General features: G+C 63.8%; 25 protein-coding genes and 2 riboswitches. Of the genes, 8 read left to right on the top strand and 17 right to left on the bottom strand.

From position 1 onward, the window contains the following. Window positions 1-73 precede the first annotated feature (73 nt). Window positions 74-916 carry an isochorismatase family protein gene (locus EYW45_RS13275; protein WP_161135872.1) on the bottom strand — a complete coding sequence of 281 codons (843 nt, stop codon included), beginning with the start codon at window positions 914-916 and terminating at the stop codon, window positions 74-76. A gap of 289 nt (window positions 917-1,205) precedes the next feature. Between EYW45_RS13275 and EYW45_RS13270 the strand changes: the two genes are divergently transcribed. Further along, window positions 1,206-2,330, top strand: coding sequence for a mechanosensitive ion channel family protein (locus EYW45_RS13270; protein WP_161135871.1), 1,125 nt, complete (start codon window positions 1,206-1,208; stop codon window positions 2,328-2,330). A gap of 54 nt (window positions 2,331-2,384) precedes the next feature. Here EYW45_RS13270 and EYW45_RS13265 read toward each other — a convergent pair whose 3' ends face one another. The 3 genes from EYW45_RS13265 to EYW45_RS13255 all read right to left on the bottom strand — a co-directional run bounded on the left by EYW45_RS13265 (window position 2,385) and on the right by EYW45_RS13255 (window position 5,549). Then, window positions 2,385-4,091 (bottom strand): chloride channel protein, encoded by a 1,707-nt coding sequence (locus EYW45_RS13265; protein ID WP_161135870.1) that lies wholly within the window; start codon window positions 4,089-4,091, stop codon window positions 2,385-2,387. Window positions 4,092-4,121: 30 nt separating this feature from the next. Beyond that, window positions 4,122-4,769: a YitT family protein gene (locus tag EYW45_RS13260; RefSeq protein WP_161135869.1), complete on the bottom strand. Its 648-nt coding sequence runs from the start codon at window positions 4,767-4,769 to the stop codon at window positions 4,122-4,124. Window positions 4,770-4,949: 180 nt separating this feature from the next. Further along, on the bottom strand, window positions 4,950-5,549 hold the full coding sequence (locus EYW45_RS13255; RefSeq protein WP_161135868.1) for a hypothetical protein: 600 nt from the start codon (window positions 5,547-5,549) through the stop codon (window positions 4,950-4,952). 245 nt (window positions 5,550-5,794) lie between these two features. On the opposite strand from EYW45_RS13255, the gene EYW45_RS13250 reads away from it, so the two are divergent. Both EYW45_RS13250 and EYW45_RS13245 read left to right on the top strand, forming a co-directional pair. Beyond that, on the top strand, window positions 5,795-6,688 hold the full coding sequence (locus EYW45_RS13250) for a hypothetical protein (protein ID WP_161135867.1): 894 nt from the start codon (window positions 5,795-5,797) through the stop codon (window positions 6,686-6,688). A gap of 204 nt (window positions 6,689-6,892) precedes the next feature. Then, a riboswitch (glycine riboswitch) is annotated at window positions 6,893-6,983 on the top strand. Window position 6,984: 1 nt separating this feature from the next. After that, window positions 6,985-7,070, top strand: a riboswitch (glycine riboswitch). Window positions 7,071-7,119: 49 nt separating this feature from the next. Further along, window positions 7,120-8,364: a D-amino acid dehydrogenase gene (locus EYW45_RS13245; RefSeq protein WP_161135866.1), complete on the top strand. Its 1,245-nt coding sequence runs from the start codon at window positions 7,120-7,122 to the stop codon at window positions 8,362-8,364. 89 nt (window positions 8,365-8,453) lie between these two features. Here the strand turns inward: EYW45_RS13245 and EYW45_RS13240 are convergent, their stop codons facing one another. The 3 genes from EYW45_RS13240 to EYW45_RS13230 form a co-directional block, all read right to left on the bottom strand. Further along, a complete protein-coding gene (locus EYW45_RS13240; RefSeq protein WP_161135865.1) occupies window positions 8,454-8,978 on the bottom strand; it encodes a copper chaperone PCu(A)C in 525 nt (174 codons plus the stop codon). Between the two features lie 119 nt (window positions 8,979-9,097). Then, on the bottom strand, window positions 9,098-9,721 hold the full coding sequence (locus EYW45_RS13235; protein ID WP_161135864.1) for an SCO family protein: 624 nt from the start codon (window positions 9,719-9,721) through the stop codon (window positions 9,098-9,100). A gap of 122 nt (window positions 9,722-9,843) precedes the next feature. Next, a complete protein-coding gene (locus EYW45_RS13230) occupies window positions 9,844-10,269 on the bottom strand; it encodes a DUF2946 family protein (protein WP_161135863.1) in 426 nt (141 codons plus the stop codon). A 251-nt stretch (window positions 10,270-10,520) separates the two neighbouring features. Here EYW45_RS13230 and EYW45_RS13225 point away from each other — a divergent pair, with 251 nt between their 5' ends. Continuing rightward, window positions 10,521-11,510 (top strand): Lnb N-terminal periplasmic domain-containing protein, encoded by a 990-nt coding sequence (locus tag EYW45_RS13225; protein WP_161135862.1) that lies wholly within the window; start codon window positions 10,521-10,523, stop codon window positions 11,508-11,510. A gap of 21 nt (window positions 11,511-11,531) precedes the next feature. Here the strand turns inward: EYW45_RS13225 and EYW45_RS13220 are convergent, their stop codons facing one another. From EYW45_RS13220 to EYW45_RS13180, 9 genes are all read right to left on the bottom strand, one after another. Beyond that, window positions 11,532-12,155 (bottom strand): glutathione S-transferase family protein, encoded by a 624-nt coding sequence (locus EYW45_RS13220; RefSeq protein ID WP_161135861.1) that lies wholly within the window; start codon window positions 12,153-12,155, stop codon window positions 11,532-11,534. A 13-nt stretch (window positions 12,156-12,168) separates the two neighbouring features. After that, complete coding sequence (locus EYW45_RS13215; protein WP_161135860.1) at window positions 12,169-12,846, bottom strand: amino acid ABC transporter permease; 678 nt, start codon at window positions 12,844-12,846, stop codon at window positions 12,169-12,171. Between the two features lie 9 nt (window positions 12,847-12,855). Then, complete coding sequence (locus EYW45_RS13210; protein WP_235939025.1) at window positions 12,856-13,533, bottom strand: amino acid ABC transporter permease; 678 nt, start codon at window positions 13,531-13,533, stop codon at window positions 12,856-12,858. Window positions 13,534-13,550: 17 nt separating this feature from the next. Next, window positions 13,551-14,324: an amino acid ABC transporter ATP-binding protein gene (locus EYW45_RS13205; protein ID WP_328703628.1), complete on the bottom strand. Its 774-nt coding sequence runs from the start codon at window positions 14,322-14,324 to the stop codon at window positions 13,551-13,553. Between the two features lie 44 nt (window positions 14,325-14,368). Then, window positions 14,369-15,232 carry a transporter substrate-binding domain-containing protein gene (locus tag EYW45_RS13200; protein ID WP_161135859.1) on the bottom strand — a complete coding sequence of 288 codons (864 nt, stop codon included), beginning with the start codon at window positions 15,230-15,232 and terminating at the stop codon, window positions 14,369-14,371. 239 nt (window positions 15,233-15,471) lie between these two features. Further along, window positions 15,472-16,950, bottom strand: coding sequence for a dihydropyrimidinase (hydA, locus tag EYW45_RS13195; RefSeq protein ID WP_161135858.1), 1,479 nt, complete (start codon window positions 16,948-16,950; stop codon window positions 15,472-15,474). Window positions 16,951-16,971: 21 nt separating this feature from the next. After that, window positions 16,972-17,751: an SDR family oxidoreductase gene (locus EYW45_RS13190; RefSeq protein WP_161135857.1), complete on the bottom strand. Its 780-nt coding sequence runs from the start codon at window positions 17,749-17,751 to the stop codon at window positions 16,972-16,974. A 14-nt stretch (window positions 17,752-17,765) separates the two neighbouring features. Beyond that, window positions 17,766-18,689 carry a dihydrodipicolinate synthase family protein gene (locus EYW45_RS13185; RefSeq protein ID WP_161135856.1) on the bottom strand — a complete coding sequence of 308 codons (924 nt, stop codon included), beginning with the start codon at window positions 18,687-18,689 and terminating at the stop codon, window positions 17,766-17,768. 127 nt (window positions 18,690-18,816) lie between these two features. Further along, complete coding sequence (locus EYW45_RS13180; RefSeq protein WP_161135855.1) at window positions 18,817-19,752, bottom strand: LysR substrate-binding domain-containing protein; 936 nt, start codon at window positions 19,750-19,752, stop codon at window positions 18,817-18,819. A gap of 149 nt (window positions 19,753-19,901) precedes the next feature. Here EYW45_RS13180 and EYW45_RS13175 point away from each other — a divergent pair, with 149 nt between their 5' ends. Continuing rightward, a complete protein-coding gene (locus tag EYW45_RS13175) occupies window positions 19,902-20,582 on the top strand; it encodes an aspartate/glutamate racemase family protein (RefSeq protein ID WP_161135854.1) in 681 nt (226 codons plus the stop codon). Continuing rightward, window positions 20,582-21,991, top strand: coding sequence for an FAD-binding oxidoreductase (locus EYW45_RS13170; RefSeq protein ID WP_161135853.1), 1,410 nt, complete (start codon window positions 20,582-20,584; stop codon window positions 21,989-21,991). Before EYW45_RS13175 ends, EYW45_RS13170 begins: the two co-directional genes overlap by 1 nt. 119 nt (window positions 21,992-22,110) lie before the next feature. Here the strand turns inward: EYW45_RS13170 and garD are convergent, their stop codons facing one another. After that, a complete protein-coding gene (gene garD / locus EYW45_RS13165) occupies window positions 22,111-23,697 on the bottom strand; it encodes a galactarate dehydratase (RefSeq protein ID WP_161135852.1) in 1,587 nt (528 codons plus the stop codon). Window positions 23,698-23,993: 296 nt separating this feature from the next. Here garD and kdgD point away from each other — a divergent pair, with 296 nt between their 5' ends. Together kdgD and EYW45_RS13155 are read left to right on the top strand one after the other, a co-directional pair. Beyond that, window positions 23,994-24,908, top strand: coding sequence for a 5-dehydro-4-deoxyglucarate dehydratase (gene kdgD / locus EYW45_RS13160; RefSeq protein ID WP_161135851.1), 915 nt, complete (start codon window positions 23,994-23,996; stop codon window positions 24,906-24,908). Window positions 24,909-24,918: 10 nt separating this feature from the next. Continuing rightward, window positions 24,919-26,505 (top strand): aldehyde dehydrogenase (NADP(+)), encoded by a 1,587-nt coding sequence (locus EYW45_RS13155; RefSeq protein ID WP_161135850.1) that lies wholly within the window; start codon window positions 24,919-24,921, stop codon window positions 26,503-26,505. Window positions 26,506-26,527 lie beyond the last annotated feature (22 nt).

The raw sequence follows: 26,527 nt of genomic DNA, 5'->3' as shown, positions 1-26,527 counted from the left end.
GCCGCACGCGGCGCAGCACCGTATCGACCCCGTCGGCACAGTGTGCGATTGGGGCTGACGCGGCATCCCCCGCCTAAGCCACCATCAACGACGTACTGTCGTGCCACTGCACCCCGCGCTCAATCGCCTCAGCGCGATATCGGGCATACAGCGCCTCGAACCCCGCCACCGGCGCCATGCAATCGCCGATCACGACCACCGGCCGCGCGTGCAGGTCACCGCGATGGGCCAGCACATCGTCCAGCGTGGCGCGCACGCAGTGGCTCGCGGCTTCGCCCGCCACCCACAGCACGTCGGCGTCGTCCGTCCATTCGAGCAGCGACGTGTTCGTATGCGTGCCGGGGTCGTCGGGATGCGGCACCTCGGCGCGCACCGCGCTGTAATGTTCCGTGCGCGGATTGCTGCCCTTGTAAATGTCGAGTACGGATTTACCGGTGGTATGGATCCATTGCGCGCATGCCGCCGCCACGGCGGGATGCACAGCGTGGCCCCACGTGCCGTCGATGCAATGCTCGGGCCACACCATCAGCGAATAGCGCGATTGCGCTTCAAGGGTGTCCAAGTAGCCCAGGGCGTAGTGATGCTCGTCGGGATCGGCGGTCGCGAACCGCTGCTCGCGCAGATCCTGCGCAGTAATGGGCGTGAAGGGCGTTACGGCTGCGCCTGCGCCATCGCGCCAGTAGGTAGGATGCGCGATGTGAAGACGATCGTGCGTATCGTGAGTGACCGCCACTGCATCGATGTGCGCGCCACAGCGATGCAGCAACGCTGCCAGGCGCACCATGTCCTGATGGGCACCGGGTACGGCAAGCGCAGGTGTCTCACCTTCAGGCAACAACCCAGCGGGCGTGTCGCAAAAGTCGTTTTGCGGATCGATGATCAATAGTCGGATTCGCATGTCATCTTGAGCGTGCATTGCATCTCCCTCTTTCTGTTCGACTCATTCCTGCGCATCCGGTTCGTCGGTACACAATCGATCAGCCTGATGTGCCCGGCTCGTGCATAAGCAAGCGATTCATCCCTGCCCGCTCAGTTCGCCTTGAGCGTTCGACTGATCCGGCACCGCCGTTTCGTCGGCCCGCACTTGGATCACGCCTGCACAATCGGTTAACCGTAACTCTTTGCTGCATTGCGGCATTTATACCCCCGGCAGCGCGCATTGTTAGGTATCCTCGGTCTATTAAAGCCCGTATACGACTCCCGATATGGATTTTAGTTTTCTTCCCGAAGCGGTTCGCGACCCGCTCCGCGCCTGGATGTTCATTCTAGGCTTCGGACTGGCCGCCACGCTGCTGGCGGTCATGCTGCATCGCGTGGGCATCGCGCTGCTGCGACGCATCGCACGCCGGCGCCCGTTCACCACGCACGCGACCACCGTTGCGTTCGGCGCCAGCCGGATGTGCCTCGTGCTCTTCGCCTGGCGCGTCGTGCTCTCCGGTGCGCCGTCCGGCGTGCCCTACCTGACCCCGATTTCCTATGGGGTGACGGTATCGCTGATTCTGGCGCTCACGTGGCTGGCCATCCGCTGCATTCAGTCGATCAGCGAAACCATCATCGCGCAAAATCCCTTCGATGTATCCGACAACCTGAAAGCGCGGCGCATCCTCACGCAGACGCGGGTGCTGGCCCGCAGCGCCTACTTCATCGCCGGTTTGCTGGGCTTCGCTTTCGTGTTGCTCACGCTGCCCGGCGCGCGGCAATTCGGCGCCAGCCTGCTGGCTTCGGCCGGCGTGGCCGGGCTGGTCGCCGGTATCGCTGCGCGCCCCGTGCTCGGCAATTTCATCGCCGGCTTGCAGATTGCTTTTTCACAACCGATCCGTATCGACGACGTGTTGATCGTCAATGGTGAATGGGGCCGGGTGGAAGAAATCACCGGTACCTTCGTGGTCGTTCGCATCTGGGACGAGCGCCGGATGATCGTGCCGCTGCAATGGTTTATCGAGAACCCGTTCGAAAACTGGACGCATCAATCGTCCACCATCCTGGGTACCGTCTTTTTGTGGCTGGATTTCGGCGTGCCGGTGGATGCTGTACGCGCCGAGTTCGAACGCCTGTGCAAAGCCTGCGAGCTCTGGGATAAGCGCGTGTGCGTCCTGCACGTCACGGATGCCACCGATCGGGCCATGCAGGTTCGTCTGCTGGTAAGCGCGCGCGATTCGGGTACGGCCTTCGATCTGCGCTGCCACATTCGGGAGCGGATGATCGCGTTCATCGCCGCACGTTATCCCGACAGCCTGCCGCGGCTGCGCGCCGAACTCGATCGTCCCGACGACACCGCGGCGCCACGCGAACGCGTGCGCGTCATGGAAACAGCGGACGGGTTGGCCTGAATCTGTTCACCGGCAACCGGGCAACGCTTGATCGACGTTCATGCCGCGCGCACGTCACACAAACGCGCGGCGTGCCTGTTCCAGCACCACACTCTTGGGCAGCACACCCATCACGCGTTTGCTCGTGCCGTCGGCGAGCACGGGCAACCGTTCCGCGGGGGACGCCACCACTTTCTCCCAGATATCCACGAGACGGTCGCTTGCAAACAGCGTGGGAAATTCGGGGCTGATCAGCGACGGCAAGGTACGCGGTGTGCCATCGCTTTCACCGCGCGCCATCTCGTCGACGATGTCGTGCATCCAGACCGCGCCCACGAACGCATGATCGGCATTCAATACAAATACGAAGCGGTTCTTGGCCTCGTGCCCGACATCCCAGGCTTCTTGCAGCGTGGCGGTGTCGAGCACGTAGCGGTCGAGCGGCCGCATGGCGGCGCTGGCGGTGAGCTCATACAAACGGCTGCGGCTGGCGAACCTCAGGCGGTGCCGATCGATGATGGCATACGTGCCCGGCTGCCCCACCACGTTGGCCGTGCCATAGGCGACCACGGTGGCCAGCATGATGGGGAAAATCAGCAAGGGCTCTTGCGTCATTTCAAACACCATCAACGTCGACATCAACGGCGCTTGTGTGGTGGCAGCCAAGGCTGCTGCCATGCCCACCACCGCAAACAACACGGGGCTGTGGTCCGTGCCGAACAACGCATTGAGGCCCGCGATGCAACTCATGCCGCTGAGCGCGCCGATCAATAATGCGGGCGTAAACAAGCCGCCCACCGCGCCCGCCCCCACGGTGGCTGCCGTGGCGATGATCTTCAAGCCGAGCAGGGCGAGCACTGCCGTGGTCAGCATGTCGCCGCCCAGCAATTGGGTGATGGGGAAGAAGCCGTTGCCGGCCACCTCGGGCGCCACGCAAATGATGCCGCCTACGATCAATCCGCCCAACGTCATACGCGCCACGACGCCGCCCGGCACCAGCGCAAACAGGCTCTTGCCCGACCGGATGGCGGCCAGCATCAAGGCGCCGCCCAATCCCGCCACCACGCCAACGACGATCGTGACGGCCAATGCCGACGCATCCAGATCGAAGGCATGGATCGGCAAAGGATAAGTGGGCGTGAACTGGCCCATGGCCGACACGATCCAGGTCGCGACCACGGCGGCCGTGAACAACAGCGCCAGACGCCGGAACTCGATGCCGCCGAAGGCGATTTCGGCGATGAAAATCGCCGCCGCCAGCGGCGTGTGATAAACGGCAGCCAGCCCACCGGTGGCCGCCACGGCGATTGTCATTTGAAAACGCTCGCCGCGCAGCCAGTCGATGCGGCGAGCAAACATCGAAGCGACGGTGGACGAGAGTTGCACCATCGCCCCCTCTTTACCGATCGACCCGCCCGATACGATCGAGCAGAACGACGACAGGCAGCGCAGCAGCGACGGCACTGCGGGGATGGCACCGGTGCGGCCGTCGATCGTTTCGAGATAGTCGCCCCCGCCAAACCCGCGCGCTTTTTGATAGCGGTCGGCGTACACCAGGATCAATCCGGCGAGCAGCCCGCCGGCAGCCGGCACCCCAAGCTTCGCGATCCACGCCAGATCGCCCATGATGACGGAGATGTCCGAATCGCGGCCGAACAGGGCCTGTGTGGCGAGTTCGAGCCCATGGCGAAACCCTTCCGCCGCCAACGCGCCAACGGCGCCGAAGACGACGGCAAGCAACAATCCCTTGAGGTAGAGCCAGGCTAATTCGCGATGAAACATGGGCACCCTGCAGCCGAAGCCGCCCGATGCTTATCCCGCGACATAGCGGCCAGGGCGGTGATTCATTGCCACGACGAGGTTGAGCGCGGTTACGCCGACGATCGATGCGATCAACGCCGGCGTGCCTACGACGAACAGAGCCGCAAGCATAATGCACAGATCCACGATCATCTGGAATTTTCCGGCCGCAAAGCCATAACGTTCTTGAAGATAGACCGACAGGATGCTGACGCCGCCCAGACTCGCCTTGTGGCGAAACAGCACCAGCAAGCCCACGCCCATCAGTACGCCACCCAGCGGTGCCACATAGAACGGCTCCAGCTGCGCCACGGTCAGGTAACGGGAATGCAGCTCGGCAAAGGCCGAAATCAATCCCACAGCCGCCATGGTCTTGAGGGTGAAGGCCAGTCCCATACGCCGCAGGGAGAGCCAGTAAAACGGCATGTTGATCACGAAAAACGTCGCGCCGAACGGCAACTGCGTCTTGTAATGGATCAGGAATGCCAGCCCTGCGGTGCTGCCCGTCAGCAATCCCGACTGCTTGTAGAGCGCCAGCGCGAACGAAACCAGCAAGGTACCGATGACCAAGGCAGCGAGATCTTCGAAAAGAGAGTGCGGTCGGGCGGCGGGCAAGGCGTTCGAAGGGGAGGGGGTCGAGGAAGCGGCGGCGGATGACATGCAAAACGTCCAGTGGATGGACTGTGACTGTAGCAGCCACGGCCAATCAATGGACGAAAAAACGCCGTCCAATGTGGGTTTTCCACACGGACGGCGCGATTCATGTTTGTATCCGACCCGCTCCCAGACCTTCCACGGCCCACTTTGAGCCCGGGCGCCGGGCCACGGATGTCGTGAATGCTAGTTCACGCTGTAGCCACGGCCGGTCATGCAGGCACCTACGGCGCGACGATACGATTCGGTGTTGGCCGACGTGGTGTATTGCGTGACATAGGACGGATCGAACCCGCTTTGGTTGACGGCCCACTGATGGCACTCGTAGCGATCGCGCCCTTGCTGATCCGAACCCTGACCGCGGCTGGGATACGCCACCACATCGGGGCCACTGGATGCCACACGTTGCACTGGTGCATATTCGACCTGCGGCGCATAGACCGGAGCGGGTGCGTATTGCACCGGCGGTGCGGCATAGACGGGCGCGCCGTACACCGGCTGCGCGTACACGGGAGCCGCATAAACGGGTTGGGCATACACGGGCGGTGCATAGCTGTAACGCGGCTGCGAATTGATGGCGATCACCGTGCCGGCAGCGGCCAGCGCCAGTGCACCGCCGATCCACCAGCCATTCGGGCCGCGATAACCGCCACCCCCATGGTAACCGCCGCCGTGATAACCCCCGCCATAGCCGCGACCACCCCAACCGGGGCCCGCCAGTGCCTGACTGCTTACCGTCGCCAACACAAGGGCGAGGCCGATTGCACGTAATTGATACCGCTTCATTTGAACGCTCCTGACACCGCTTGGCACTACGCACGCGCCGCGATGATAAGCACACTTTACTCCCGCGCAAGGGAAAACGAATGCCCAGGATTGGGGGGATTCGGTGAATATGCTTCAACGCATTTCAGACGCACACATCGGTGGCGATTCTCGCCGCGCCCCCAGGCCACTGACGACCTCTTAAGTTTTACATTTAGCCTGCCGTAGACCGCGCTGGACCTTCACGTTTTCCGGACGCCTGCGCCATGACTGCCATATCTGCCCTGCCCGCTACCGAACTTGCCGCAATCTCCGCAACGCCCCCCGCATCGCCGATCAGCGCCGCCGACCGCGACGCCATCACCGGCAAGTCGTTGCCTGCCGCGCAGGTCACATTATCGGCCGGCGCACTGGATCGCTTGCGCACCGAGCGTGCGTCGCGCCCCGCGCCTGCCGCGCTTAGCGAGACCCAGCACACCGAGCCCGACGCCGCACTGATGGGCCTGCGCCAAAGCGCGACCGCCAACACCGTTTCCACCACCGACCTGTCGCACCCGATCTTCTCCGACCCTCAGACCGCCCATCACGCATTTGAGATCGCGGCAGCCGTGGCCGCGGGCAAACCGGAATCGATTGCCCAAGCCAATGCGATGCTCGACGCATTTCAGCGCGCCATGTCGTCTCCTCTGACGCAATGGACCGACACCTCGATGGCCGCCGATATCGCGAGTCAGAAAATGAAGCTCGACGCTGCTAACGACAGCCTGCTCGAGGGCGACGCGCACGGCCTTGCGCAGGCGGCGATCGACAAGTACATCGACGCAAAGGTCGAGGCCTTCAACACCGCCATCGAAGCAGGCGCCACGGCGATGATCGACATCGCGCGCGAAAACGGCAACGCGCAGGCATTGGCCCAGGCGCAAGCCCATCTGACTCAAGTGCTCGCCGGCGCCTCACGCGCACAGATCGAGATCCGGGACGCAATGACGATCGCAAATACCGCCACCACGAGCGCGCAAGCCTTCGACGCCTTGCGCGACGTCGCTCGCCAGGGTGGCGATGCGCGTGCCGTCGAACACATCGATGTGCTGCAGCAGGACAGCGAGCGCTTCGCGGCGACGCTCGCCCGTCCCGCAGGCGGATTCAGCGCAACCGCGTAACAAAGGTGAATCCACCGCAGGCGTTTGCACGACGGGTAAGCGGTCCGGCCCCATGATTCGAAAACGTCTTGACCTGTCTGAACCGATTGCTTAGGGCTTAGGCCGCTCACTTTGATCGCACGGCTCAACCTGTTCATGCCGCTTTTACCTGGAGCAGGCCCTTGTGTGGAGACCGGCCTTCGATTATCGTGACCGCTGTCGATCAAACCCTGCGCAGAAGAGATCAGCCCTCGCGCTGACGCCGACGGAGCAACCACCCCGGAAACTCTCAGGCACACCGGACTACGCAGGCAAGACAATCTGGAGAGCGGCGCATGATCGCGCCCACCGAAGGGGAACCGGCCATGCTGCCGGTGAAACTCTCAGGTCAAAGGACAGATGGGGTGTTGTGGCCGTTGGGCCGCAACCACCCTTTGCCTGGACGCCACCTCATGTCTCGTATCGCCATCATCGGCGCCGGTATCACCGGTGTCACCTCCGCCTACGCCCTCGTCAAACTCGGCCACGACGTTACCGTCATCGATCGGCAACGCTATCCCGCGATGGAAACCTCGTTCGCCAACGGCGGCCAGCTCTCGGCCAGCAATGCCGAAGTCTGGAACAGCACGGCCACCCTGCTCAAGGGACTGCGCTGGATGTTTCGGCGCGATGCGCCGCTCAGCTTGAATCCGGCGTTTAGCCTGCACAAATATACCTGGCTGGCCGCCTTCGTCGGCAACATTCCGCACTACCGCGCCAACACCATCGCCACCACCCGCATGGCCATCGAAGCCCGCGAGCATCTTTATGCGATGGCGGAAGACGAAGGCATCGACTTCGATCTCGAGCGGCGCGGCATCCTCCACATCTATCACGACCGAAAAAGCTTCGAGACCGCGCAGCGCGCCAACCTGCTGCTGCGGGAGGGTGGCCTGGAACGTCATGCCGTCACACCGGCCGAAGCCCGCCACATCGAGCCGGCGCTTACACAGGACTGCTACGGCGGCTTTTTCACGCCCTCCGACGCGACCGGCGACATCCATAAATTCACGCGCGGCCTGGCGGACGCGTGCGCACGCCGCGGTGTGACGTTTACGATGGACAGCGACGTGCAACGCATTCGCCAGACGGGTGGGAAACATCTGATCCAGATCGCCAGGCAGGGTTCGCAAGGCGACCAGGCCAATACCACGCATACGCTGGCTTTCGATGCCGTCGTCATCTGCGCCGGCGCGGCAAGCCGCAGGTTTGCCGCCATGCTGGGCGACACCGTCAATATCTATCCGGTCAAAGGCTATTCGATCAGCGTCCACCTGGACGATTCCCGCAGCATCGCGGCGGCACCCCACGTGAGCTTGCTCGATGAGGCCGCGAAAATCGTGACCAGCCGCCTGGGCGACCGCTTCAGAGTGGCCGGCACCGCCGAGTTCAACGGCTTCAACAAGGACATCCGCGCCGATCGCGTGCAACCGCTGATCGACTGGACCCGCCGGCACTTTCCCGAAGTCGAAACGGGGCGCATCGTGGCCTGGAGCGGCTTGCGGCCGATGATGCCCAACATGATGCCGCGCGTGGGTGCCGGCAAACGCCCCGGCGTGTTCTACAACACCGGCCATGGCCATCTGGGGTGGACGCTATCGGCCGCGACGGCACAGATGCTCGCGGCTGGCGTTCAAGCAGGTGCGACGGGCATGTGAGCCCGCCGCAGGGCAAATGGCAGCGATCGGGGTAAGGCGGGTGTCGCCTCACCGGCCCGCTCACCCGAGGGGATAACGGGCTGCCGCGCTCAATGCGCGCCATGCGCGCCGGACGCACCTTGCGTTTTTGCGCCGTGCGCGTCGGCGGGTTGCGCGCGCGCATTCAAGGGGCGAGCACGCGCCTCGAGCACGACGCTCTTATGCCCGCCACCCACGTCGATCTCGAGGGTGACCGGCACCATGTCGCCTTCCTTGATCTGCTGCTTCAGATCGATCAACATGATGTGGTAACTGCCAGGCTCGAAGCCCACAACCTTGGCCGCTGGCAAGTCGACTGCCTTGACCTGGCGCATGCGCATCACGTCGTTCTCGCGCACCATCTCGTGCACTTCCGTAATGGCCGCTACCGGTGAACTGGCGCCCACCAGCCGGGCGTCTTTGCCGGAGGTAACGCGCATGAATACGCCCGTTGCGCGCTGCTGCGGCACCGTGGCGCGCACCCAGGCGTCGGACACGACGATATCGTGCGCCTGACCTACCGACTGCGCCGCGGCAGTGCCTGAAAAAGCAAAGACAGCCAGCATCAAAGCGTGACCGATAAATTTGCGTGACATACAAAATCCTCTTTCTCGATTGTTATCCATGTAAACGCGTGGCTCAAGCCGGATAGCAAAAACCGTCCCAGGCATCGGCCAACGCGCTGCATTCGCCTGCATCAAGCCTTTCGCCACGCTCAAACGTCGCGCAGCACCTGGCGGATGTCATTGGCCAAATCCGGCGCGCTCTGATCGTCGCGGATCATGACGCGCACCTTGCCTTGGGGATCGATCAGATAACTCAGCGCCGTGTGATCCATGGTGTAAGAGTCGCCTGTGGCCACCTTCTGATAGAACACCTTGAATTCCTTGGCCGTGGCCGCCGTGGTCGGGATATCGCCATACAGTCCGAGAAAATCCGGATCGAACGCCGTGGTGTAGGCGCCCAGGACTTCAGGCACGTCCCGCTCGGGATCCACCGTGATGAACACCACCTGCAACCGATCGCCCTGATCGCCCAAAAGCTTCTTTGCATCCGCCGCCCGCACGAGCGCCGTCGGGCACACATCAGGGCATTGGGTGAAACCGAAGAACACCAGCACCGCACGGCCCTTGAACTCCTCGAGGGTGCGAACACGACCTGCGGGATCCTTGAGCGAAAACGAACGCGCAAATTTCGCGCCGGTAATATCGGTGCCGTGCACCTCGAGCGGGTCGGCACGGCCGCAGCCCGCCAGCATCAGCGCGGTGGCGCCCAGGGCGCCCAGGCAAAACCGTCGGCCAGGATTGGCCACGGGTGAAAAAATGGGGGTATCAGGCATTGCTGCCTCCTGTCTTGAGCCACACACTTCGGGCGCGCGCCGAGTTGGCGCCATCACCCCCGAAGATCGAAACGCGTCGCCTATGGCCGGCAGCCCAATGGGTGCAGCCACGCGACGGCAAATCAGCCTGCGAGCGGCGGTGGTGCCCTCGATCCCAAAGGGGGGCCGGCTGCGGGCAACGCCGGCAGCGCGGCCTGGCGAATCACCGGCGGCGCAACGTTTCGCGCCTGGGGGGCCGACATGATGACCGCCGGCCACGGCGGCAGGGTCAGCGCCTGGTGACTGAGCATGTTGAACGCGCAGTCCGCGCTGGCATGCTGGGGATCGGGCGCATCGGGTGCCGAGCGCCCCATATCGACCTTCATCGTCACCATGTCGCCCGCGGCGGTGCACAGCGACAGGGCCATCTCGCCCCCATGCGCGGGATCGGCGCGCGGCATGAATCCGGTGGGGATCAGGGCGCGAACGACGAACGCCAACACCAACAGGCACAGCAATCGGTGCAGGTAGGGGCGGGACGCCCGGCGTCGGTGTGGCGCGATCGGCATGGCCGAAATTCTAAAGCATCGCGCGCGCCGGTATGATCGTGCCGTCCCCATTCGAGTCCGCTCATGCCGCAGCCCCCGCTTGCCCCCTTCCCCGCACCCGACTGTGGACGTGATCCGCGCTCGCCGCAGATCTGTCCGGCACCCACCCGTCACCGACTACGCGGGGCGTCGGCACGCCGTTTCGCCGTCGACCGGGCGCGGCGCGGCCGGCGCGCCTGTCGCCATCCCGTCGCGGCCAACGGAGAGCGCGCATGATCGGCCGCATCCTGCTGCGGGTGGCAATCGTGGCGACGGCAGTGTGGACCGGGTTGGCGCTTTGGGTGCAGCGTCCGCTCGCCTCTGTGGGCACGCTCTCGTTGATCTTCCTGACCGCCGTCCTGGCCATCGCCGCGCTGGTCTGCGTGCGCCAGCGTCCCCGGGAGGCCCTCGCCCTCTACGCCATCGGCACGCTGGGCGTCTGCCTATGGTGGTGGACGATCGTGCCCACGAATAACCGCGACTGGGCGCCGGATGTGGCCCAGCAGACTCAGGGCGTGGTGGACGGCGACCGCGTCACCCTCACCAACGTTCGCAACTTCGACTGGAGGAGCAATACCGATGTCACGCCACGGTGGGAAACCCGCCACTACGATCTGACCAAGCTTCAGTCCACCGACATGATCGTGTCGTATTGGGGCATGCCCGCGATCGCCCACACGCTGGTGTCGTTCGGCTTCGAAGGCGGCGAACAGATCGTCTTTTCCGTCGAGATCCGTCGCGAGCGGCATGAATCGTTTTCCGAACTGGGCGGCTTTTTCAAGCAATTCGAATTGAGCGTGGTGGCGGCCGACGAACGCGACATCGTGCGCGTGCGCACCAACGTGCGCGACGAAGACGACTACCTCTTTCGCGTGAACATGTCGCCCGAAGCGCGGCGCTCACTGTTTCTTGCTTATGTCGAACAAGCCAATGCGCTGCCCGCCGAGCCGCGTTTCTACAATACCGTGACGGCCAACTGCACGACGATCGTGTATCACATGGCCAAGCGGATCGTGGATGGCCTGCCTTGGGATTACCGCCTGCTGGCTTCCGGCTATCTACCGGAATACCTGTTCGATCTCGGCGTATTCAGCGGCGCGACGACGATCGAGGAATATCGCGCCCGCGGCCGTATCACCGACCGCGCCCGAGCCACGACGCCGAGCGACGATTTTTCGAAAGCGATTCGTCAAGGGATACCGGGTATCGCGGCGGGCGGATGACGCCGTCAGGGCGTCGTGCCCTTACGGCGTGCCGTTATCGCCGTGTTTGCGGAATCCCGGACGCTCACCCAGCCGGGCAAAATACGCGGTCACGGCCGGCAGATCGGGATGGGCGAAGGGCGTTCTGAACCAGCGATTGACCGATAACCCTACGGGAATGTCCGCGAGCGAGAACGCGGCGCCGGCCACATACGCACCGGTGCGCTGCAACTGCTGCTCGAGCACCTGCATGAAGCCCGACCACGCCGTGCACGAGGCGGCAACGGCATCCGCATCGGCATGCGCGGGCGACTGCCGCGCCAGCGCCATGAAGGCGTAGCTCCACGACCGGTTCAGATCCGAGGCTTGCCAATCGATCCACTGATCGATCTTCGCCCGATTCCGGGCCTGTGCCGGGTAGAGCGCCGCGCCGCCATATTGCGTGGCGAGATAACGAATGATGGCGTTGGACTCCCACAGCACAAAATCGCCGTCTTGAATCACCGGCACCATCGCATTGGGATTGAGCGCAAGGAATTCGGCCGAGTGGGTGGACCGCCATCCCGCCCCCCAGTCTTCACGCTCGAAGGGCAGAGCGAGTTCCTCGCAGGTCCAGAGCACCTTGCGAACATTGATGGAGGAGGCCTTGCCTAGAATACGCAGCATGGCCGCAACATTATCATCCTTTCGCGCCCAGATTGCGGTGCTCGAAGCGGCTCAAGAGACGCACCACCGGCCACAACAGCGCCAGATAGAACAGCGCGGCCAACACGATCGGCGACGGGTTGTACACCAGCGATTGCGCATCGCGCGCCACGCGCAGCAACTCCGGCATCGCCACCGCGCTGGCCAGCGTCGTGAGCTTGACCACTTCCAGGGTGTTGCTGATCAGGTCCGGCATCACATTGCGCGTGGCTTGCGGGATCTGCACATACCAAAGCGTTTGCACGGCGCTCAAACCGGTTGAGCGCGCCGCCTCGACCTGCCCTTTTGGCACGCTCTCCAGGCCCGCACGAAACACCTCGCCGTAGTACGACGAGTTATTCAGCATGAAGCCGATGGCCACCGCCAGAAGTTTGGGCAGGTCGAGCCCCAGGAATGGCGTGCCGAAATAGATGAAGATCAGCAGCACCAGGGGCGGCAAGGCGCGAAAGAAGTCGATGTAGATCGCCAACAGGAGGCGCGCCCAGCGCCGCTTCAAGGTGATCGAGAGCACGCCGATCGCCAGCCCGGAAACGATGCCCACCGGAATCACAAGCGCCGACAGCATCAACGTTTGGCCCAGTCCCTGCAACAGGTACGGCGCCACGCTGATGTAGATATCGAGATTGAAAAAGTTCTGAAGAATGTCGTCCATGGCAGGGCCTCAATGCGTCCACTTGAACCGGGTTTCGGTCCAGCGCCCGAGCAACACCACGGGGACGAAAATGATCAGGCATGCAATGGCGGCCAGCGTGAGCGGCGTTGCATTGCCGGCATTGCTGCTGGCCGATTGCGCGTTGTTGAGCACCTCGCTCAACCCCACGACCGATCCGAGCGCCGTGCTCTTGGTGATGGCGATCACCCGATTGGTGAGCGGGGCTACCGTCAGGCGAAACGCCTGCGGCATTACCACGAACGCCATGCTTTGCAGCCACGACAGGCCCGTGGAGCGCGCGGCCTCGGCCTGCCCCTTGGGCACCGACAGAATGCCGGCCCAGAAAATCTCTTCGGAAAACGCCGCCAGCACCAGCGAGAGCGATAACCAGGTCGCGGTGAATGCCGACATCGGCATCTGAATATAGGGAAACGCGAAAAAAAGCACCATGATGACCACCAGCGGCGGCAGGGCGCGCAGGATGTCGGCAAAGCACACGATGAAGAAGTTGATGGGCGTCACGCGCAACGCCCGCACAATCGCGAGCAGCAACCCCAGGGCCAGACCGGTGGCCGCCACGGCCACGCCCAACTGGATCGTCATCCACATCCCTTGCAGGATGTCGGGCAGATACCGCCACGCGATCTCGGCATTGAAAAAGGAAAACTGCAGTGCTTTCAGATCCATGGTGTTCCTGGCCCGCCTCAGGCGGCGTGCTCGGTCATGCGCGACAGAAAGGATTGCGTGCGCGGGTGTTGCGGTGCGCCGAACACCGCCTGCGGTGTGCCCTCCTCCACGACCACGCCGCCGTCCATGAACACCACCCGATCGGCCGCCGACCGCGCAAAACCCATTTCGTGGCTGACCACCATCATCGTCATGCCGTCGTCCTTGAGTTCGCGCATGACGTTGAGCACGCTGCCCACGAGTTCCGGATCGAGCGCGCTGGTGGGCTCATCGAACAACACCACCTTGGGCCGCAGCGCGAGCGACCGGGCAATGCCCACACGCTGTTGCTGCCCGCCCGACAGCGCGTCCGGATAAGCGGTCGCCTTCTCCGCCAGGCCTACGCGGGCAAGCGCTTCATGACCGCGCGCATCCGCATCGGCGCGCGACAGCTTTTGCACGCGGCGCAAGGCCAGCGTCACATTGCCCAGCACGGTCATGTGGCGATAAAGATTGAAGTGCTGAAACACCATGCCGATGTTCTGACGGATGCGGTTCAGATCGGCGCGCGGCGCGGTGATATCGTCGCCGTCGACCACGATCGAGCCCGAGGTTGATTCCTCCAGCCGATTGCAGCAGCGCAGCAGGCTGCTCTTGCCCGATCCGGACGGCCCGATGATGAACACCAGTTCACCGGGATGCACATCGAGATCGATGCCTTTGAGCACCGCAGTGCTGCCGTAGGACTTATGCAGATTCGAAATCTGCAGGATAGGCGTCGCCATCACGTACTCCAGAATGCGTGCAGGCATGGCGCCGGCCATGCCCCTCGAGGTCGTTCAACCGCCCAATCGCGTTATGCGGCGCATTCCAGCTTGACCGGCGTGGCGTCGTAACCCGGCAGATCCGGCACGCCCTGACCCGGCACGATCGTCACTGCTGCGGTGCCGGCAGCCGGCGTAAAGCCGAACCACTTTTGTGCGAGCTTGGAGACCGTTCCATCCTGCTTCAGGCATTTGAGCGCCATCGAGACGCGATCGCGGCCGGCCTTGTCGTCCAGGCGAAATGCCAGCGCCCACACGAGCCCCGTAGGAATCGTCATCGTGGTGCGAACGGCGGGGTTCTGCTTCGCCGCCCAGGCCGAGACGGTGTTGCCGGCGAGGTTGGTATCCGCACGACCCGATTGCACGGCCTGAATCGCATCGGCATTGGTCGCGTACACGTCGTACTTGAAACCGTACTTGGCCGCGTTGTCGCGCGCCCAGTTTTCATAGGCCGATCCCTTGTTCACCGCCACCGTCTTGCCTTTCAGCTCTTCAAGCGATGTGAGGTCCGGCGCCTTCTTGGCCACGACGAAGGTGTAGTCGGTATTCAGATAGCCTTCCGAAAACAGCAATGCCTTTGCACGTTCCGGTGTGACCGTGGTGGGCGCCAGCACGAAATCGTATTTCTTGGCATTCAGACCGGGGATCAGCGCGGCGTACTCGGTACCTTCGATCTCGATCGTGGTGCCCAGTTTCTTAGCGATCGCCTGACCGAGTTCGATATTGAATCCATCCAGCCCACCGCCCAGCTTGGGCATGGCATGCGGCGCAAACGTGGCGTCGACCCCGGTGACCAGAGGCTTGGCGGCCCAGGCCGCCGAGGCGCAGGCGCCGCTCATCAATAGCGCCAGGCCGACGCGGCCTGCACGATGCAGCGAAAGGGAAAAGCGTGTCATGGCAGTAGTCCTTAAGGAAGAGGCGGCTTGGCCCGTGCACGTCCGGCGCTCGCCCGCTCATCGATCGAACGGTCGGGTGCCGGCCGCCGCTGGGCGGCAAAGGTGAAGCAGTGCGGCGTAAAAGTAAAAACGCATGCCAGGTCGCCCTGGCCGAACATCACTCTCGGTCCTCCTCCCCGGCACCGGCGCCATCTTGGCCTCTGCGGGCGTGGCGATCTCGGCGTGCTGCACGATCATGCCTATTGGTTGTGCCGGCTCCCGAAATACTTGCGCACCAGCGCAGTGGGGTTGCCGTTCAAACGTTGCCGCAGCACGGGCTCGGGCGTGCCGCGCACCAGAAACCGGCCACTGCCGCGCTCGGCATCGAGCACGCCATCTTCCACGACGATGCGGCCCCGGCTCACCACGATCTCTGGCCAGCCCTGCACCTCGCGGCCTTCATAGGGGGTATAGCCCACATTGTCGTGCAGCATGGTGGTGGAAATCGTCACGCGCCGCTCGGGATTCCAGATCCCGATGTCCGCATCGGCACCTATGGCGATCGTGCCTTTGCGCGGATGCAGGCCGTAGGTGCGGGCGTGATTGGTGGCGGTCAACGCCACAAACCGTTCGATGGTCATGCGACCCGTCATCACCCCTTCTGAAAACAGCAGCGGCATGCGTACCTCCAGCCCCGGCAGGCCATTGGCCATATCCTTGAACGTGGTGGCCTCGCCCTTGGGCAGTTTGCCGCTTTCGTCGAAGCGGTACGGTGCATGATCGGATGAAAACATCTGCAGCGTGCCGTCGAGCAGACCCTGCCAGACGGCGGCCTGCGACTCGGGATCGCGCGGCGGCGGACTGCAGCAGAACTTTGCCCCTTCGAGCCCCGGCAGATCCAGATCTTCGGCGGTGAGAAACAGATACTGCGGGCAGCTTTCGGCATGGATCGGCAGCCCCAGCGCCTGCGACGAATGCACCACGCGCACGGCTTCGAGGCCTGCCACGTGCACGATCATCAGCGGCACATCCATCATCCGCGCCAAGGCAACCGCGCGATTCGTCGCCTCGCTCTCGGCCAGGGGCGTGTGCGCGACGGCGTGATACTTGGGCGCGGTCATGCCACGCTCGACCAGCCGTCGCGCCACCCAACGAATCATGTCGTTGTTCTCGGCGTGCACCATCACCAGCGCGCCTTCGCGGTCGGCCATGTCCAGCACGTCGAGCAATTGAAAATCGTCGAGCTTCATCCGTTCATAGGTCATGAACACCTTGAACGACGTGATGCCGCTTTTGATCAACGCCGGCAGATCGTGCTTGAGCGCCTGCTCGGTGGGGTCGGACACGATGAGGTGAAAGCCGTAGTCGATGACGGCCTTCTCGGCCGCGCGCTTCGCGTAATCGGCCACCACCTCGGGCAGCAGATCGCCGCGATGCTGCGCGGCAAACGGAATGATGGTGGTCGTGCCGCCAAACGCGGCCGACACCGAGGCACTGTAGAAATCGTCGGCGCACATCATGCCCATGCCCGAGAGCTGCTCGACATGGCAATGACTATCGATGCCCCCCGGCAGCACCCAACGGCCGGCGGCATCGATATCCCGCGCGCCCGGCGCCAAGCCGCTGCCGATCGCGACGATCACCCCGTCACGCACGCCGATGTCGGCATGATAAGTATCGCTGGCCGTCGAAATGCGGCCGTTGCGTATCGTCAGATCGAACTCGGAGGGCAAAGTCATCGTGCTTCTTCGGTTAGACAATCAAAGCGTGCCGGGATAGATACCGCCATCGAGCACCAGGTTTTGGCCGGTCATGAACCCGGCCTGGGCACTGCACAGAAATGCGCAGGCGTCGCCGAACTCGGCCGGATCGCCGTAGCGGCCGGCGGGAATGCCGCTCAATCGCGCCGCCATCACGTCGTCGATCGACTTGCCCGTGTTTTCCGCCGTCTTGGCGGCCGTCTGCCGCAGCCGATCGGTTTCGAACGGACCGGGCAAGAGGTTGTTGATCGTCACGTTGTGCGCCACGGTCTGGCGTGCCAGTCCGGCCACGAAACCGGTCAGCCCGGCGCGTGCGCCGTTGGACAGGCCCAGAATCTCGATCGGCATTTTCACCGCGGCGGAGGTGATGTTGACGATACGCCCGAACTTGCGCGCGATCATCGTATCGACCGTGGCGCGGATCAGCTCGATCGGCGTGAGCATATTGGCGTCGATCGCGGCGATCCAGTCGTCGCGCGACCACTCGCGAAAATCGCCCGGCTTCGGGCCGCCGGCATTGGTGACGAGGATGTCGGGATCGGGGCAGGCGGCCAGCACTTTCTCGCGGCCTTCCTGGGTGGTGACATCGGCGGCAATGGCCGTCACCGTCACACCGCTCTCGATACGAATCGATTCGGCAGCCGCTTCCAATGCCTCGGCGCCACGCGCCACCATCACCAGGTTCACGCCTTCGCGCGCCAGCGATATCGCGCAGGCGCGCCCCAATCCTTTACTGGAGGCGCATACCAACGCCCGCTTGCCTTTGAGTCCCAGATCCATGTGATGTGTGTCCTTTAACGCTTGACCGGTTGACGGCTGCCGTTCAAGGCCAGGCCGACCCGGGCGACGGTCGCCTCGAGTTCGGCTATTGTGACCGGATCGATGCGCATGCCGGGCGCGCGTAGCGCATCGCTCGCAATCGCGCCCCGCTGCTGATAGATGTACTTGCGCAATGCCAGGCCGATCTTGGGCTGAAACTCGTAACGGATCAGCGGGCAGTAGCGATCGAAGATCGCGGCTGCGCCCGCCCGGTCGCCCGCGGCAAACGCGTCGTAGATGGCGACCAGAATCTCTGGAAATGCAAAGCCGGTCATCGTGCCCACGGCGCCGCGCTGCAGCTCTTCCAGGAAGTACACCCCACCCAGCCCGCCGAAGATCTTCATCGCGTCATCGCCGGCCAGCGCCCGGATCCGGCTGATCTTCTGCCCCACGGGAGGCTCTTCCATCTTGATCATGTGCACGCCGCCCTCTCGACCCAGCCGCGCCACCACTTCCGGCTTGATCTCGGTACCGAACGAATCCGGGAAGTCGTGAATCACCACCGGAATGTCGATCGCTTGGGCCACGGCCTGGTAGTAGTCGAACAGCAGGGCATCGTTGGCATGATCGAGCGGCGCGGCAAATACGGCCGCCGCACCCATCTCCTGCGCCTCGCGCGCCTGCTCGATGGCGCCCGTGATGCCGTGCGCACGCACCCCCACCCACACCGGCACACGGCCGTCGGTATGCGTGATGAAGGTTTCCAGCACTAGCCGCCGCTCGGCGTTCGACAGCTTGTGCAGCTCGCCGAGAAAGCCAAGAATCGCCAACCCGGTCACGCCCGTGCCCAGCAGGAAGTCCACCAACGTGCCAATGCTGCGGGTGTCCACCGCAAGGGTGTCGTCAAAGGGGGTCGGACAAATCGTGAAGACGCCTTTCGCGTCAAGCGGCGCAGCCATCTGGTCTCCGTGAGGAAGAAGCGATTCGGAACACAACCCGTCGAATCGTCAGTCATCCTAATGCGGATCGATCACGCCTCCACTTGCTTTTTTATCGGTGCCCTATAACGCATGGTTAACCTGAGGATTACCCGGAGATCGCTTCCGGCGCGGCATCCGGGTCCAGCGCGAAGCCCTGTTCCTGCATGGTGGCGCGCAAGGTATCGACAAAGCCTTGCGCCAGTTGCGAGAGCGGTTCGAATCGCGATTGCACGAGATTGGCCGTCAACGTTTTGGCGTGTGCGACCGGGCGCACCACGAAGTCGCCCGACGTGCGGCTCTTGACGCTGAAAGCGTCCACGATGGCGATGCCGGCACCCACCTGCACCAGCGAGCAGGCGTTCTGCGGCGAACTCACTTCGACCGCCACGCGCCGCGTGTGCCCCGCTTCCTGGTACATCTGATCGACCAGCACGCCGAACGGCGTGTCCGCGCCGTAAGAAATGAGGGGATAGGGCTGCAGATCGGCGATCGTCAACTGCGCACGGTGGGCCAGCGGATGGTTGTAAGGGCAGATGCACACCAGTTGCCCCTGCCCCAATGGCTGCTGCAGCAGATTGGGATGCGCATCCGAAACGATGGTAACGCCCAGCTCGGCGCGGCTCTCGAGCAACGCCTGCGTCAGCGCTTGATAAGGCAACGGATAGAACGTGATCTTGACGTCGGGATGCGTGCCGCGAAAGCGCGCGATCGACAGCGGAATCAACATGTGCCCCAGACTGGGGCTGGACACGATATGCAAAATGCCGCTGCGCCGCTCGGCCAGTTCGCTTGCCAGTTCTCCCACGCGCCGCACACCCGCATACACCTGCTCCACTTCCCGAAAGAGCTGCCGTGCCTCGGGCGTGGGATAAAGCCGGCCTTTGATCCGCTCGAATAGCGCAAACGCCAGCCGCTGCTCGGTATGCGACAGCAATCGACTGACCGCCGGCTGCGAGACGAACAGCAACTTGGCCGCCCCGCTGATCGAGCCGGTCGTCATGACCGCGCGAAAGACTTCGATTTGGCGCAGGTTCAGTTGCATGGGCAATGGGCGAGAAGGTGAGGGAAAAGCATAACAAAGGGTTAAGGGTGGCGCACAAATGGACAAGGCTTCGCGCACGACCCCACTGCTAGACTCGACGCACTGGCCGCCGGCCCGCGAAGCACCCGCGCCTTTTCAGGATACCGCCCATGGATCGCACCATTTTCGTGATCAACCCGAATTCCACGCAAGCCGTCACGGCGGCGTTCGACACGGCGCTCGACCCGTTGCGGGTGGCCGGCGGCCCCAAGATCGTGAGCGTGACCCTCGAAGAAGGCCCACCCGGCGTACAGACGCAAATGGACGTCGAAAGTGTGACGCTGCCGCTTGCGCGATTGGTGCGCGCGCTCGACGCGCAGCATGGCGATGCCGCCGGCGGGTTCGTGATTGCCTGCTTCAGCGACCCGGGCCTGCACGCGGTGCGCGAAGTCACGCGCAAACCCGTACTCGGCATCAGCGAATGCGGCATGCTCACCGCCATGACGCTGGGCCAGCGGATTGGCGTCATCGCCATCCTGCGGCAATCCATTTCGCGCCATGCGCGCTTCTTCGGCGCGAGCGGCTTTACCGGCCGCATCGCGGCCGAACTGCCGCTCGAGCTCGGCGTGGTCGAACTGTCCGACGAAACACGTACGCGAGAACGGTTGCTCGACGTGGGTCGCCGTCTGCGCGACGATCATCAGTCGGATGTGGTGGTGCTCGGCTGCGCCGGCATGGCCGCCTATCGCGATTGGCTGCAGGACGAATTGGGCATTCCGGTGGTCGAGCCGACCCAGGCCGCCACCGGCATGGCCGTCGCCCGCGTGCTGCTCGGCTGGCATCGCGCCTGATGCACGCCCGCGACCTGATCGGCGGCCTTTCGCACCTCGTGGGCGAGGCCGGCGTGATCCGGGATCCCGACGAGCAAGCTTCTTATCTGCGCGATTGGCTCGGCCGATATGAGGGCCGTACCCCTGTGGTCGTGCGGCCGCGCACGACCACCGAAGTGTCTGCCGTGATGCGCTTGTGCCATCAGACGGGAACGCCGGTGGTGCCGCAAGGCGGCAATACCGGCATGAGTGGCGGCGCCACGCCGGACGCCAGCGGTGCGCAGGTCGTGTTGAGCCTGTCGCGCATGACTCGGATTCGCGAAGTGGATACGATCAACAACACGCTCACGGTGGATGCGGGTGTGCTGTTGGCCGATGTACAGCGGGCCGCGCACGAGGCAGCGCGGCACTTCCCCCTGAGCCTGGGTGCGCAAGGGCAATGCACGATCGGCGGCAACCTCGCCACCAACGCAGGCGGCACTGCGGTGCTGCGCTATGGCAATGCCCGTGAACTCACGCTCGGGCTCGAAGTCGTGCTGCCGGACGGCCGCGTATGGGATGGGTTGCGCGGCTTGCGCAAGGACAACGCCGGCTACGACCTGAAGAGCTTGTTCATCGGCTCGGAGGGCACATTGGGCGTGATTACCGGCGCGGTACTGAAACTCTCACCGCTTGCACCCGCATGCGCCGTGGCATGGGTGGGTGCGTCCACGCCTGCAAGCATCGTCGCGTTGCTGACGTCGTTGCAGGCCACCTTTGGGCAAAGCGTGACGGCGTTCGAAATGATGTCCGCATCGTGCCTCGATATCGACGCGGCGCAGCGTGACGATGCGCCGATGCCCCTGCGCGACGCCCATGCGTATCATGCGTTGATCGAACTCGCCGGCACCCCGGATGACGATCTCGCAGACAGGCTGCGGCAGGCGCTGGCGCTGGCCACACAATCAGGCACGATCGACGACGCGCAGGTCGCCGACGATGCCGCCCGCGCAGCCATGATGTGGCGGGTGCGCGAGGGCATCTCGCAAGCGCAGGTGCGCGGCGGCAAAGCGATCAAGCACGACATCGCCCTCCCCATCTCGCGCCTGGCGGCGTTCATCGACGAAGCGGATGCCGCCGTTGCCGCGCGGTTCCCGCAGGCCAGCGTGATCAATTTCGGACACGTCGGCGACGGCAATCTGCATTACAACGCGCTGCTGCCGCTGGATATCCCGGACGACGACTTCGCTCGGCTCACCACGTCGCTCAATCTCTGCGTGCACGACATCGTCGTCCAGCGCGGCGGCACCATCAGCGCGGAGCACGGCGTGGGACAACTCCGGCGCGACGCGTTGCGCCGCTACAAGTCGCCCGTCGAGATGGATTTGATGCTGATGATCAAGCGCGCGCTCGATCCCAACCAGTTGATGAATCCCGGCAAGCTGCTGTGAGCCGGCCGGCTGTACGTTGGTGATCCACCCGCACGTCAGCGATCCGGCTGTACGTTGGCGATCCGGGTCCGCGTCAGCAATCCGCCTGCGCGTCGGCGCGCAGACGGATGCAATTGCGATCAGGTCACCGGCCCGGGGTTGAAGAGCGCCAGCGCGTTGTGCAGCTTGAGCTTCTCGGCGCAGGTTTGTTTGCGCCCGCTGGCGACGTCCAGCATCAGATTGAAGAGTTCCCAGCCCACATCTTCGATCGTGGCGTCGCCCGTGGCGATGCGGCCGGCGTTCACGTCCATCAGGTCGTGCCACCGGCGCGCCAGATCGCTGCGCGTAGCCACCTTGATTACCGGCACCTGCGCCAGACCATAAGGTGTGCCGCGTCCGGTGGTGAAAATATGCAGGTTCATGCCCGCCGCCAACTGCAGCGTGCCGCAGATGAAATCGCTCGCCGGCGTCGCCGCGAAGATCAACCCCTTGCGATCGAGCTTGTCGCCCGGCGACAGCACGCCCGCGATCGGCGAGGAACCCGACTTCACGATCGATCCCATCGCCTTCTCGACGATGTTGGACAGCCCACCCTTTTTATTGCCGGGCGACGTATTGGCACTGCGATCCGCCATGCCGCGCGCGAGATAGCGGTCGTACCAATCCATCTCGCGGATCAAGGCTTCGGCGATCTCGGGGGTAGCCGCGCGCGACGTGAGTTGATCGATACCGTCGCGCACTTCCGTGTTCTCGGAAAACATGATGGCGGCGCCTGCGCGCACCAATAGATCGGCGGCAAAGCCGACGGCTGGATTGGCGGTCACACCGGAAAACGCATCGCTGCCGCCGCACTGCACACCCACCACGAGATCGGAGACCGGACAGGTCTCGCGGCGGCGGCGATCCAAAATGGCGAGGTGGCGTTCGGCCGTCTGCATGATGGCGTCGATCATGGATTCGAAACCCACGTTCTCGTCGTCCTGCAACACCACGGTATCGATTCTGCCGTCGTCGGCGGTTTCACCGGTCATGCCGGCGCCCGCACGAATGGGAATCGTGCCGCGCGGCAGCAAGCGCTCGGGCTGCAGTTTCTCGCAACCCAGGCTCACCATCATGGCGGTGCCGCCGAAGTTGGGGTTCAGGCTGATATTGCGCAATGTGCGAATCGGGATCGCGGCATCGGGCGCATCGATCGCCACGCCGCAACCGTAGGTATGCTCGATTCCGATCACATCGTCGACGTTGGGATAACGCGGCAGCATTTCCGCCTTGATCCGGCGCACGGCATGTTCAACCACGCCTTGCACACACTGCACCGTCGTGGTGATGGCGAGGATATTGCGCGTGCCGACCGATCCATCGGCATTGCGAAAGCCTTGGAACGTATAGCCTTCGAGCGGGGCCATCTCGGTTGCCGCGCGCGTGGCCATCGGCAGATCGTGCAGCGCCAGCGCCTCAGGCATGGTGGTGACGCGCTCATTGACCCAACTGCCCGCGGGCAATGCCACGGCCGCAAATCCCACGACGACGTTGTATCGGACGACGGGGTCGCCCACATTCAAGTCGACCAGGGCGATCTTGTGACCTTGCGGAATACCTTCTCGCAACGTCAGTCCATCCGGAAACACCGTTCCTGCCGGCAGGCCGCCATCATTGGCCACAATCGCGACGTTGTCGGCCGGATGGACCTTGATCGAGATGGGCGCCGTTTTTACCGCCTCTTGCATGATTTGTCGTCCTCGCACGCGGCCGCTTCGGGCTGGGTCCCGAGCGGCCATGAAGTCTATGTCATCGTACGACCCAGATTATACGGGAGGACGATCGCTTCGTCGCAACTCGTCTTCTGCAGCAGTTAAAAACAGTGTTTTTTGATGCATTGGCATGCGCCCCCCCTGGCCGTCGATGCGGTTATGTTGTACGATGACCTATCACTTAATGGCTATCGTCCACGCCACCGGCGATGCCACCGCGTTACTTTTCTCCAGCCCCCGGCCCTTGGGCCACTCGCAACGGACCGCTATCCATGACGACCCCGCAAGAACTCAAAGAAATCGTTTCGCAAGGCCTGCTTTCTTTCCCGATTACCGACTTCGACGAACAAGGCGACTTCCGTCCGAAGAGCTATATCGAGCGCCTCGAGTGGCTGGCCCCCTATGGCGCCACCGCGCTGTTTGCTGCCGGCGGCACGGGTGAGTTCTTCTCGCTGGCCCCGCAGGAATATTCGGATGTGGTGCGCACCGCCGTCACCACGTGCGCCGGCAAGGTACCCATTCTGGCTGGTGCCGGCGGCCCTACCCGTACGGCCATTGCCTATGCCCAGGAAGCCGAGCGTCAAGGTGCCAAGGGCATCCTGCTGTTGCCGCACTATCTGACCGAAGCGTCGCAAGACGGCATTTGCGCCTACGTCGAGCAGGTGTGCAAGTCGGTCAAGATCGGTGTGATCGTCTACAACCGCGCCAATTCGCGTCTGACGGCAGACAGCCTGGTCAAATTGGCCGATCGTTGCCCCAACCTAATCGGCTTCAAGGATGGCATCGGTGAAATCGAACCGATGGTGCGCATCCGCCGCAAACTTGGCGACCGCTTCTCGTACCTGGGTGGCCTGCCCACGGCTGAGGTGTACGCCGCAGCCTACAAGGCGCTCGGCGTGCCCGTGTACTCGTCGGCCGTTTTCAACTTCATCCCCAAGACGGCCATGGATTTCTACAAGGCCGTTGCTGCCGACGATCACGCCACCATCAACAAACTGATCGACGACTTCTTCCTGCCCTACCTCGACATTCGTAACCGCCGTGCAGGCTATGCCGTCAGTATCGTCAAGGCGGGCGCCAAGCTGGTCGGCCATGATGGCGGCCCGGTCCGCGCGCCGTTGACGGATCTGACGCCCGAAGAATTCGAGATGCTGGACGCGCTGATCAAGAAGCTCGGTCCTCAATAAGGAACTGCATATGACTTTACAAGGCGACATGCTGATTGGCGCCGCTGCCGTGCGCGGTAGCGCCGGCACGCAACGCGCGATCAATCCCGCATCGCGGGCCGAACTCGAACCCGCGTTCGGCCTGGGCACGCGCGACGATGTCGAGCGCGCGGCCGGTCTGGCTCAACAGGCGTTCGACCCGTTTCGTGCCCTGCCGCTCGAAACGCGCGCACAATTTCTCGAAACGATCGCCCAGAACATTCTCGACCTGGGCGACGCGCTGATCGAGCGCGCGCATCAGGAAAGCGGCTTGCCGCTGGCGCGTCTGCAAGGCGAGCGCGGCCGCACCGTCGGTCAACTTCGACTGTTTGCTCGCGTCGTGCGCGACGGCCATTTCCTCACGGCCACGATCGACCCCGCGCAACCGGCCCGCACGCCGCTACCGCGCGCCGATCTGCGCTTGCAGAAGTTGCCATTGGGCCCGGTTGCCGTGTTCGGCGCCAGCAACTTCCCGCTGGCCTTCTCGGTCGCCGGCGGCGACACGGCCTCCGCGTTCGCTGCGGGTTGCCCGGTCATCGTCAAGGCACACAGCGCGCATCTGGGCACGTCCGAAATGGTGGGCCGCGCCATTCAGAAAGCGGTCGCTCAGCACAAGCTGCCCGAAGGTGTGTTCTCGCTGTTGATCGGCGCAGGACGCGACATCGGCGAAGCCTTGGTCGCGCATCCCGCGATCAAAGCCGTTGGCTTTACCGGGTCGCGCCAGGGTGGGCTCTCGTTGGTCGCCACGGCGCAATCGCGCGCCGAGCCGATTCCGGTGTATGCCGAGATGAGCAGCATCAATCCGGTGTTCCTGATGCCGGCGGCCTTGGAACAACGCGCCGAAACGATCGCCAGCGGCTATGTCGATTCGCTCGTCATGGGCGTGGGTCAGTTCTGCACGAATCCCGGTCTGGTCATCGGCATCGAAGGCCCGGCATTGGATCGTTTTCGCGCGGCCGCAGCCAAAGCGGTTGCCGAGAAAGGTGCAGCGACCATGCTCACGCCCGGCATCTTCGATGCGTACCAACGCGGCGTAGCCGAGTTGGGATCGCAGCCTGGCGTCAAGGCCATCGGCGAAGGCAAGCCCTCGCAAGCGGATAGTTGCGCGGCAGGCCCCGTGGTGTTTGGCGCCAGCGCCAAGGATCTGCTGGGCTCGCAAGCACTGGAAGCCGAAGTTTTCGGCCCCAGCTCCATCGTGATCGGGTGCAGCGATGTGGCCGAAATGCGCGCGGTAGCCGAGCACCTTGAAGGCCAGCTCACGGCCACGCTCATGCTGGACGACGCCGACATCGACACCGCACGCGGGCTGCTGCCCGTGCTCGAACGCCGCGCTGGCCGCATCCTGGCCAACGGTTATCCCACGGGTGTGGAAGTCAGCCATGCGATGGTGCACGGCGGCCCCTTCCCGGCGACCTCGAATGCGTCGTTCACCTCGGTAGGCGCCACGGCAATCGACCGCTTCCTGCGGCCGGTCTGCTATCAGGATCTGCCCGATGCGTTGTTGCCCGATGCGCTCAAGCGTGGCAACCCGCTCAAGCTGGTGCGCACGACGGACGGCGAACCCGCACGCGACGCGTAAGACGAGAGGTGGCCGGCGCCTC

Origin of the sequence: Schauerella aestuarii (assembly GCF_009866805.1) — a bacterium.
In the GTDB taxonomy this organism is placed as follows: domain Bacteria; phylum Pseudomonadota; class Gammaproteobacteria; order Burkholderiales; family Burkholderiaceae_B; genus Schauerella; species Schauerella aestuarii.
Note: the sequence above shows the minus strand (reverse complement) of the source record. Positions and strands in the feature narration are given on the sequence as shown.

Excerpts from the sequence above, each read along its gene's own strand:
- garD (WP_161135852.1), bottom strand. The coding sequence starts at position 23,697 with ATGCAAGAGGCGGTAAAAACGGCGCCCATCTCGATCAAGGTCCATCCG.
- EYW45_RS13270 (WP_161135871.1), top strand. The coding sequence starts at position 1,206 with ATGGATTTTAGTTTTCTTCCCGAAGCGGTTCGCGACCCGCTCCGCGCC.
- EYW45_RS13175 (WP_161135854.1), top strand. The coding sequence starts at position 19,902 with ATGGATCGCACCATTTTCGTGATCAACCCGAATTCCACGCAAGCCGTC.
- EYW45_RS13265 (WP_161135870.1), bottom strand. The coding sequence starts at position 4,091 with ATGTTTCATCGCGAATTAGCCTGGCTCTACCTCAAGGGATTGTTGCTT.
- EYW45_RS13200 (WP_161135859.1), bottom strand. The coding sequence starts at position 15,232 with ATGACACGCTTTTCCCTTTCGCTGCATCGTGCAGGCCGCGTCGGCCTG.
- EYW45_RS13185 (WP_161135856.1), bottom strand. The coding sequence starts at position 18,689 with ATGGCTGCGCCGCTTGACGCGAAAGGCGTCTTCACGATTTGTCCGACC.
- EYW45_RS13190 (WP_161135857.1), bottom strand. The coding sequence starts at position 17,751 with ATGGATCTGGGACTCAAAGGCAAGCGGGCGTTGGTATGCGCCTCCAGT.
- EYW45_RS13220 (WP_161135861.1), bottom strand. The coding sequence starts at position 12,155 with ATGCTGCGTATTCTAGGCAAGGCCTCCTCCATCAATGTTCGCAAGGTG.
- EYW45_RS13155 (WP_161135850.1), top strand. The coding sequence starts at position 24,919 with ATGACTTTACAAGGCGACATGCTGATTGGCGCCGCTGCCGTGCGCGGT.
- hydA (WP_161135858.1), bottom strand. The coding sequence starts at position 16,950 with ATGACTTTGCCCTCCGAGTTCGATCTGACGATACGCAACGGCCGCATT.
- EYW45_RS13230 (WP_161135863.1), bottom strand. The coding sequence starts at position 10,269 with ATGCCGATCGCGCCACACCGACGCCGGGCGTCCCGCCCCTACCTGCAC.
- EYW45_RS13210 (WP_235939025.1), bottom strand. The coding sequence starts at position 13,533 with ATGGATCTGAAAGCACTGCAGTTTTCCTTTTTCAATGCCGAGATCGCG.
- EYW45_RS13260 (WP_161135869.1), bottom strand. The coding sequence starts at position 4,769 with ATGTCATCCGCCGCCGCTTCCTCGACCCCCTCCCCTTCGAACGCCTTG.
- EYW45_RS13205 (WP_328703628.1), bottom strand. The coding sequence starts at position 14,324 with ATGCCTGCACGCATTCTGGAGTACGTGATGGCGACGCCTATCCTGCAG.
- EYW45_RS13215 (WP_161135860.1), bottom strand. The coding sequence starts at position 12,846 with ATGGACGACATTCTTCAGAACTTTTTCAATCTCGATATCTACATCAGC.
- EYW45_RS13225 (WP_161135862.1), top strand. The coding sequence starts at position 10,521 with ATGATCGGCCGCATCCTGCTGCGGGTGGCAATCGTGGCGACGGCAGTG.
- EYW45_RS13255 (WP_161135868.1), bottom strand. The coding sequence starts at position 5,549 with ATGAAGCGGTATCAATTACGTGCAATCGGCCTCGCCCTTGTGTTGGCG.
- EYW45_RS13180 (WP_161135855.1), bottom strand. The coding sequence starts at position 19,752 with ATGCAACTGAACCTGCGCCAAATCGAAGTCTTTCGCGCGGTCATGACG.
- EYW45_RS13235 (WP_161135864.1), bottom strand. The coding sequence starts at position 9,721 with ATGCCTGATACCCCCATTTTTTCACCCGTGGCCAATCCTGGCCGACGG.
- EYW45_RS13275 (WP_161135872.1), bottom strand. The coding sequence starts at position 916 with ATGCACGCTCAAGATGACATGCGAATCCGACTATTGATCATCGATCCG.
- EYW45_RS13245 (WP_161135866.1), top strand. The coding sequence starts at position 7,120 with ATGTCTCGTATCGCCATCATCGGCGCCGGTATCACCGGTGTCACCTCC.
- EYW45_RS13240 (WP_161135865.1), bottom strand. The coding sequence starts at position 8,978 with ATGTCACGCAAATTTATCGGTCACGCTTTGATGCTGGCTGTCTTTGCT.
- kdgD (WP_161135851.1), top strand. The coding sequence starts at position 23,994 with ATGACGACCCCGCAAGAACTCAAAGAAATCGTTTCGCAAGGCCTGCTT.
- EYW45_RS13170 (WP_161135853.1), top strand. The coding sequence starts at position 20,582 with ATGCACGCCCGCGACCTGATCGGCGGCCTTTCGCACCTCGTGGGCGAG.
- EYW45_RS13250 (WP_161135867.1), top strand. The coding sequence starts at position 5,795 with ATGACTGCCATATCTGCCCTGCCCGCTACCGAACTTGCCGCAATCTCC.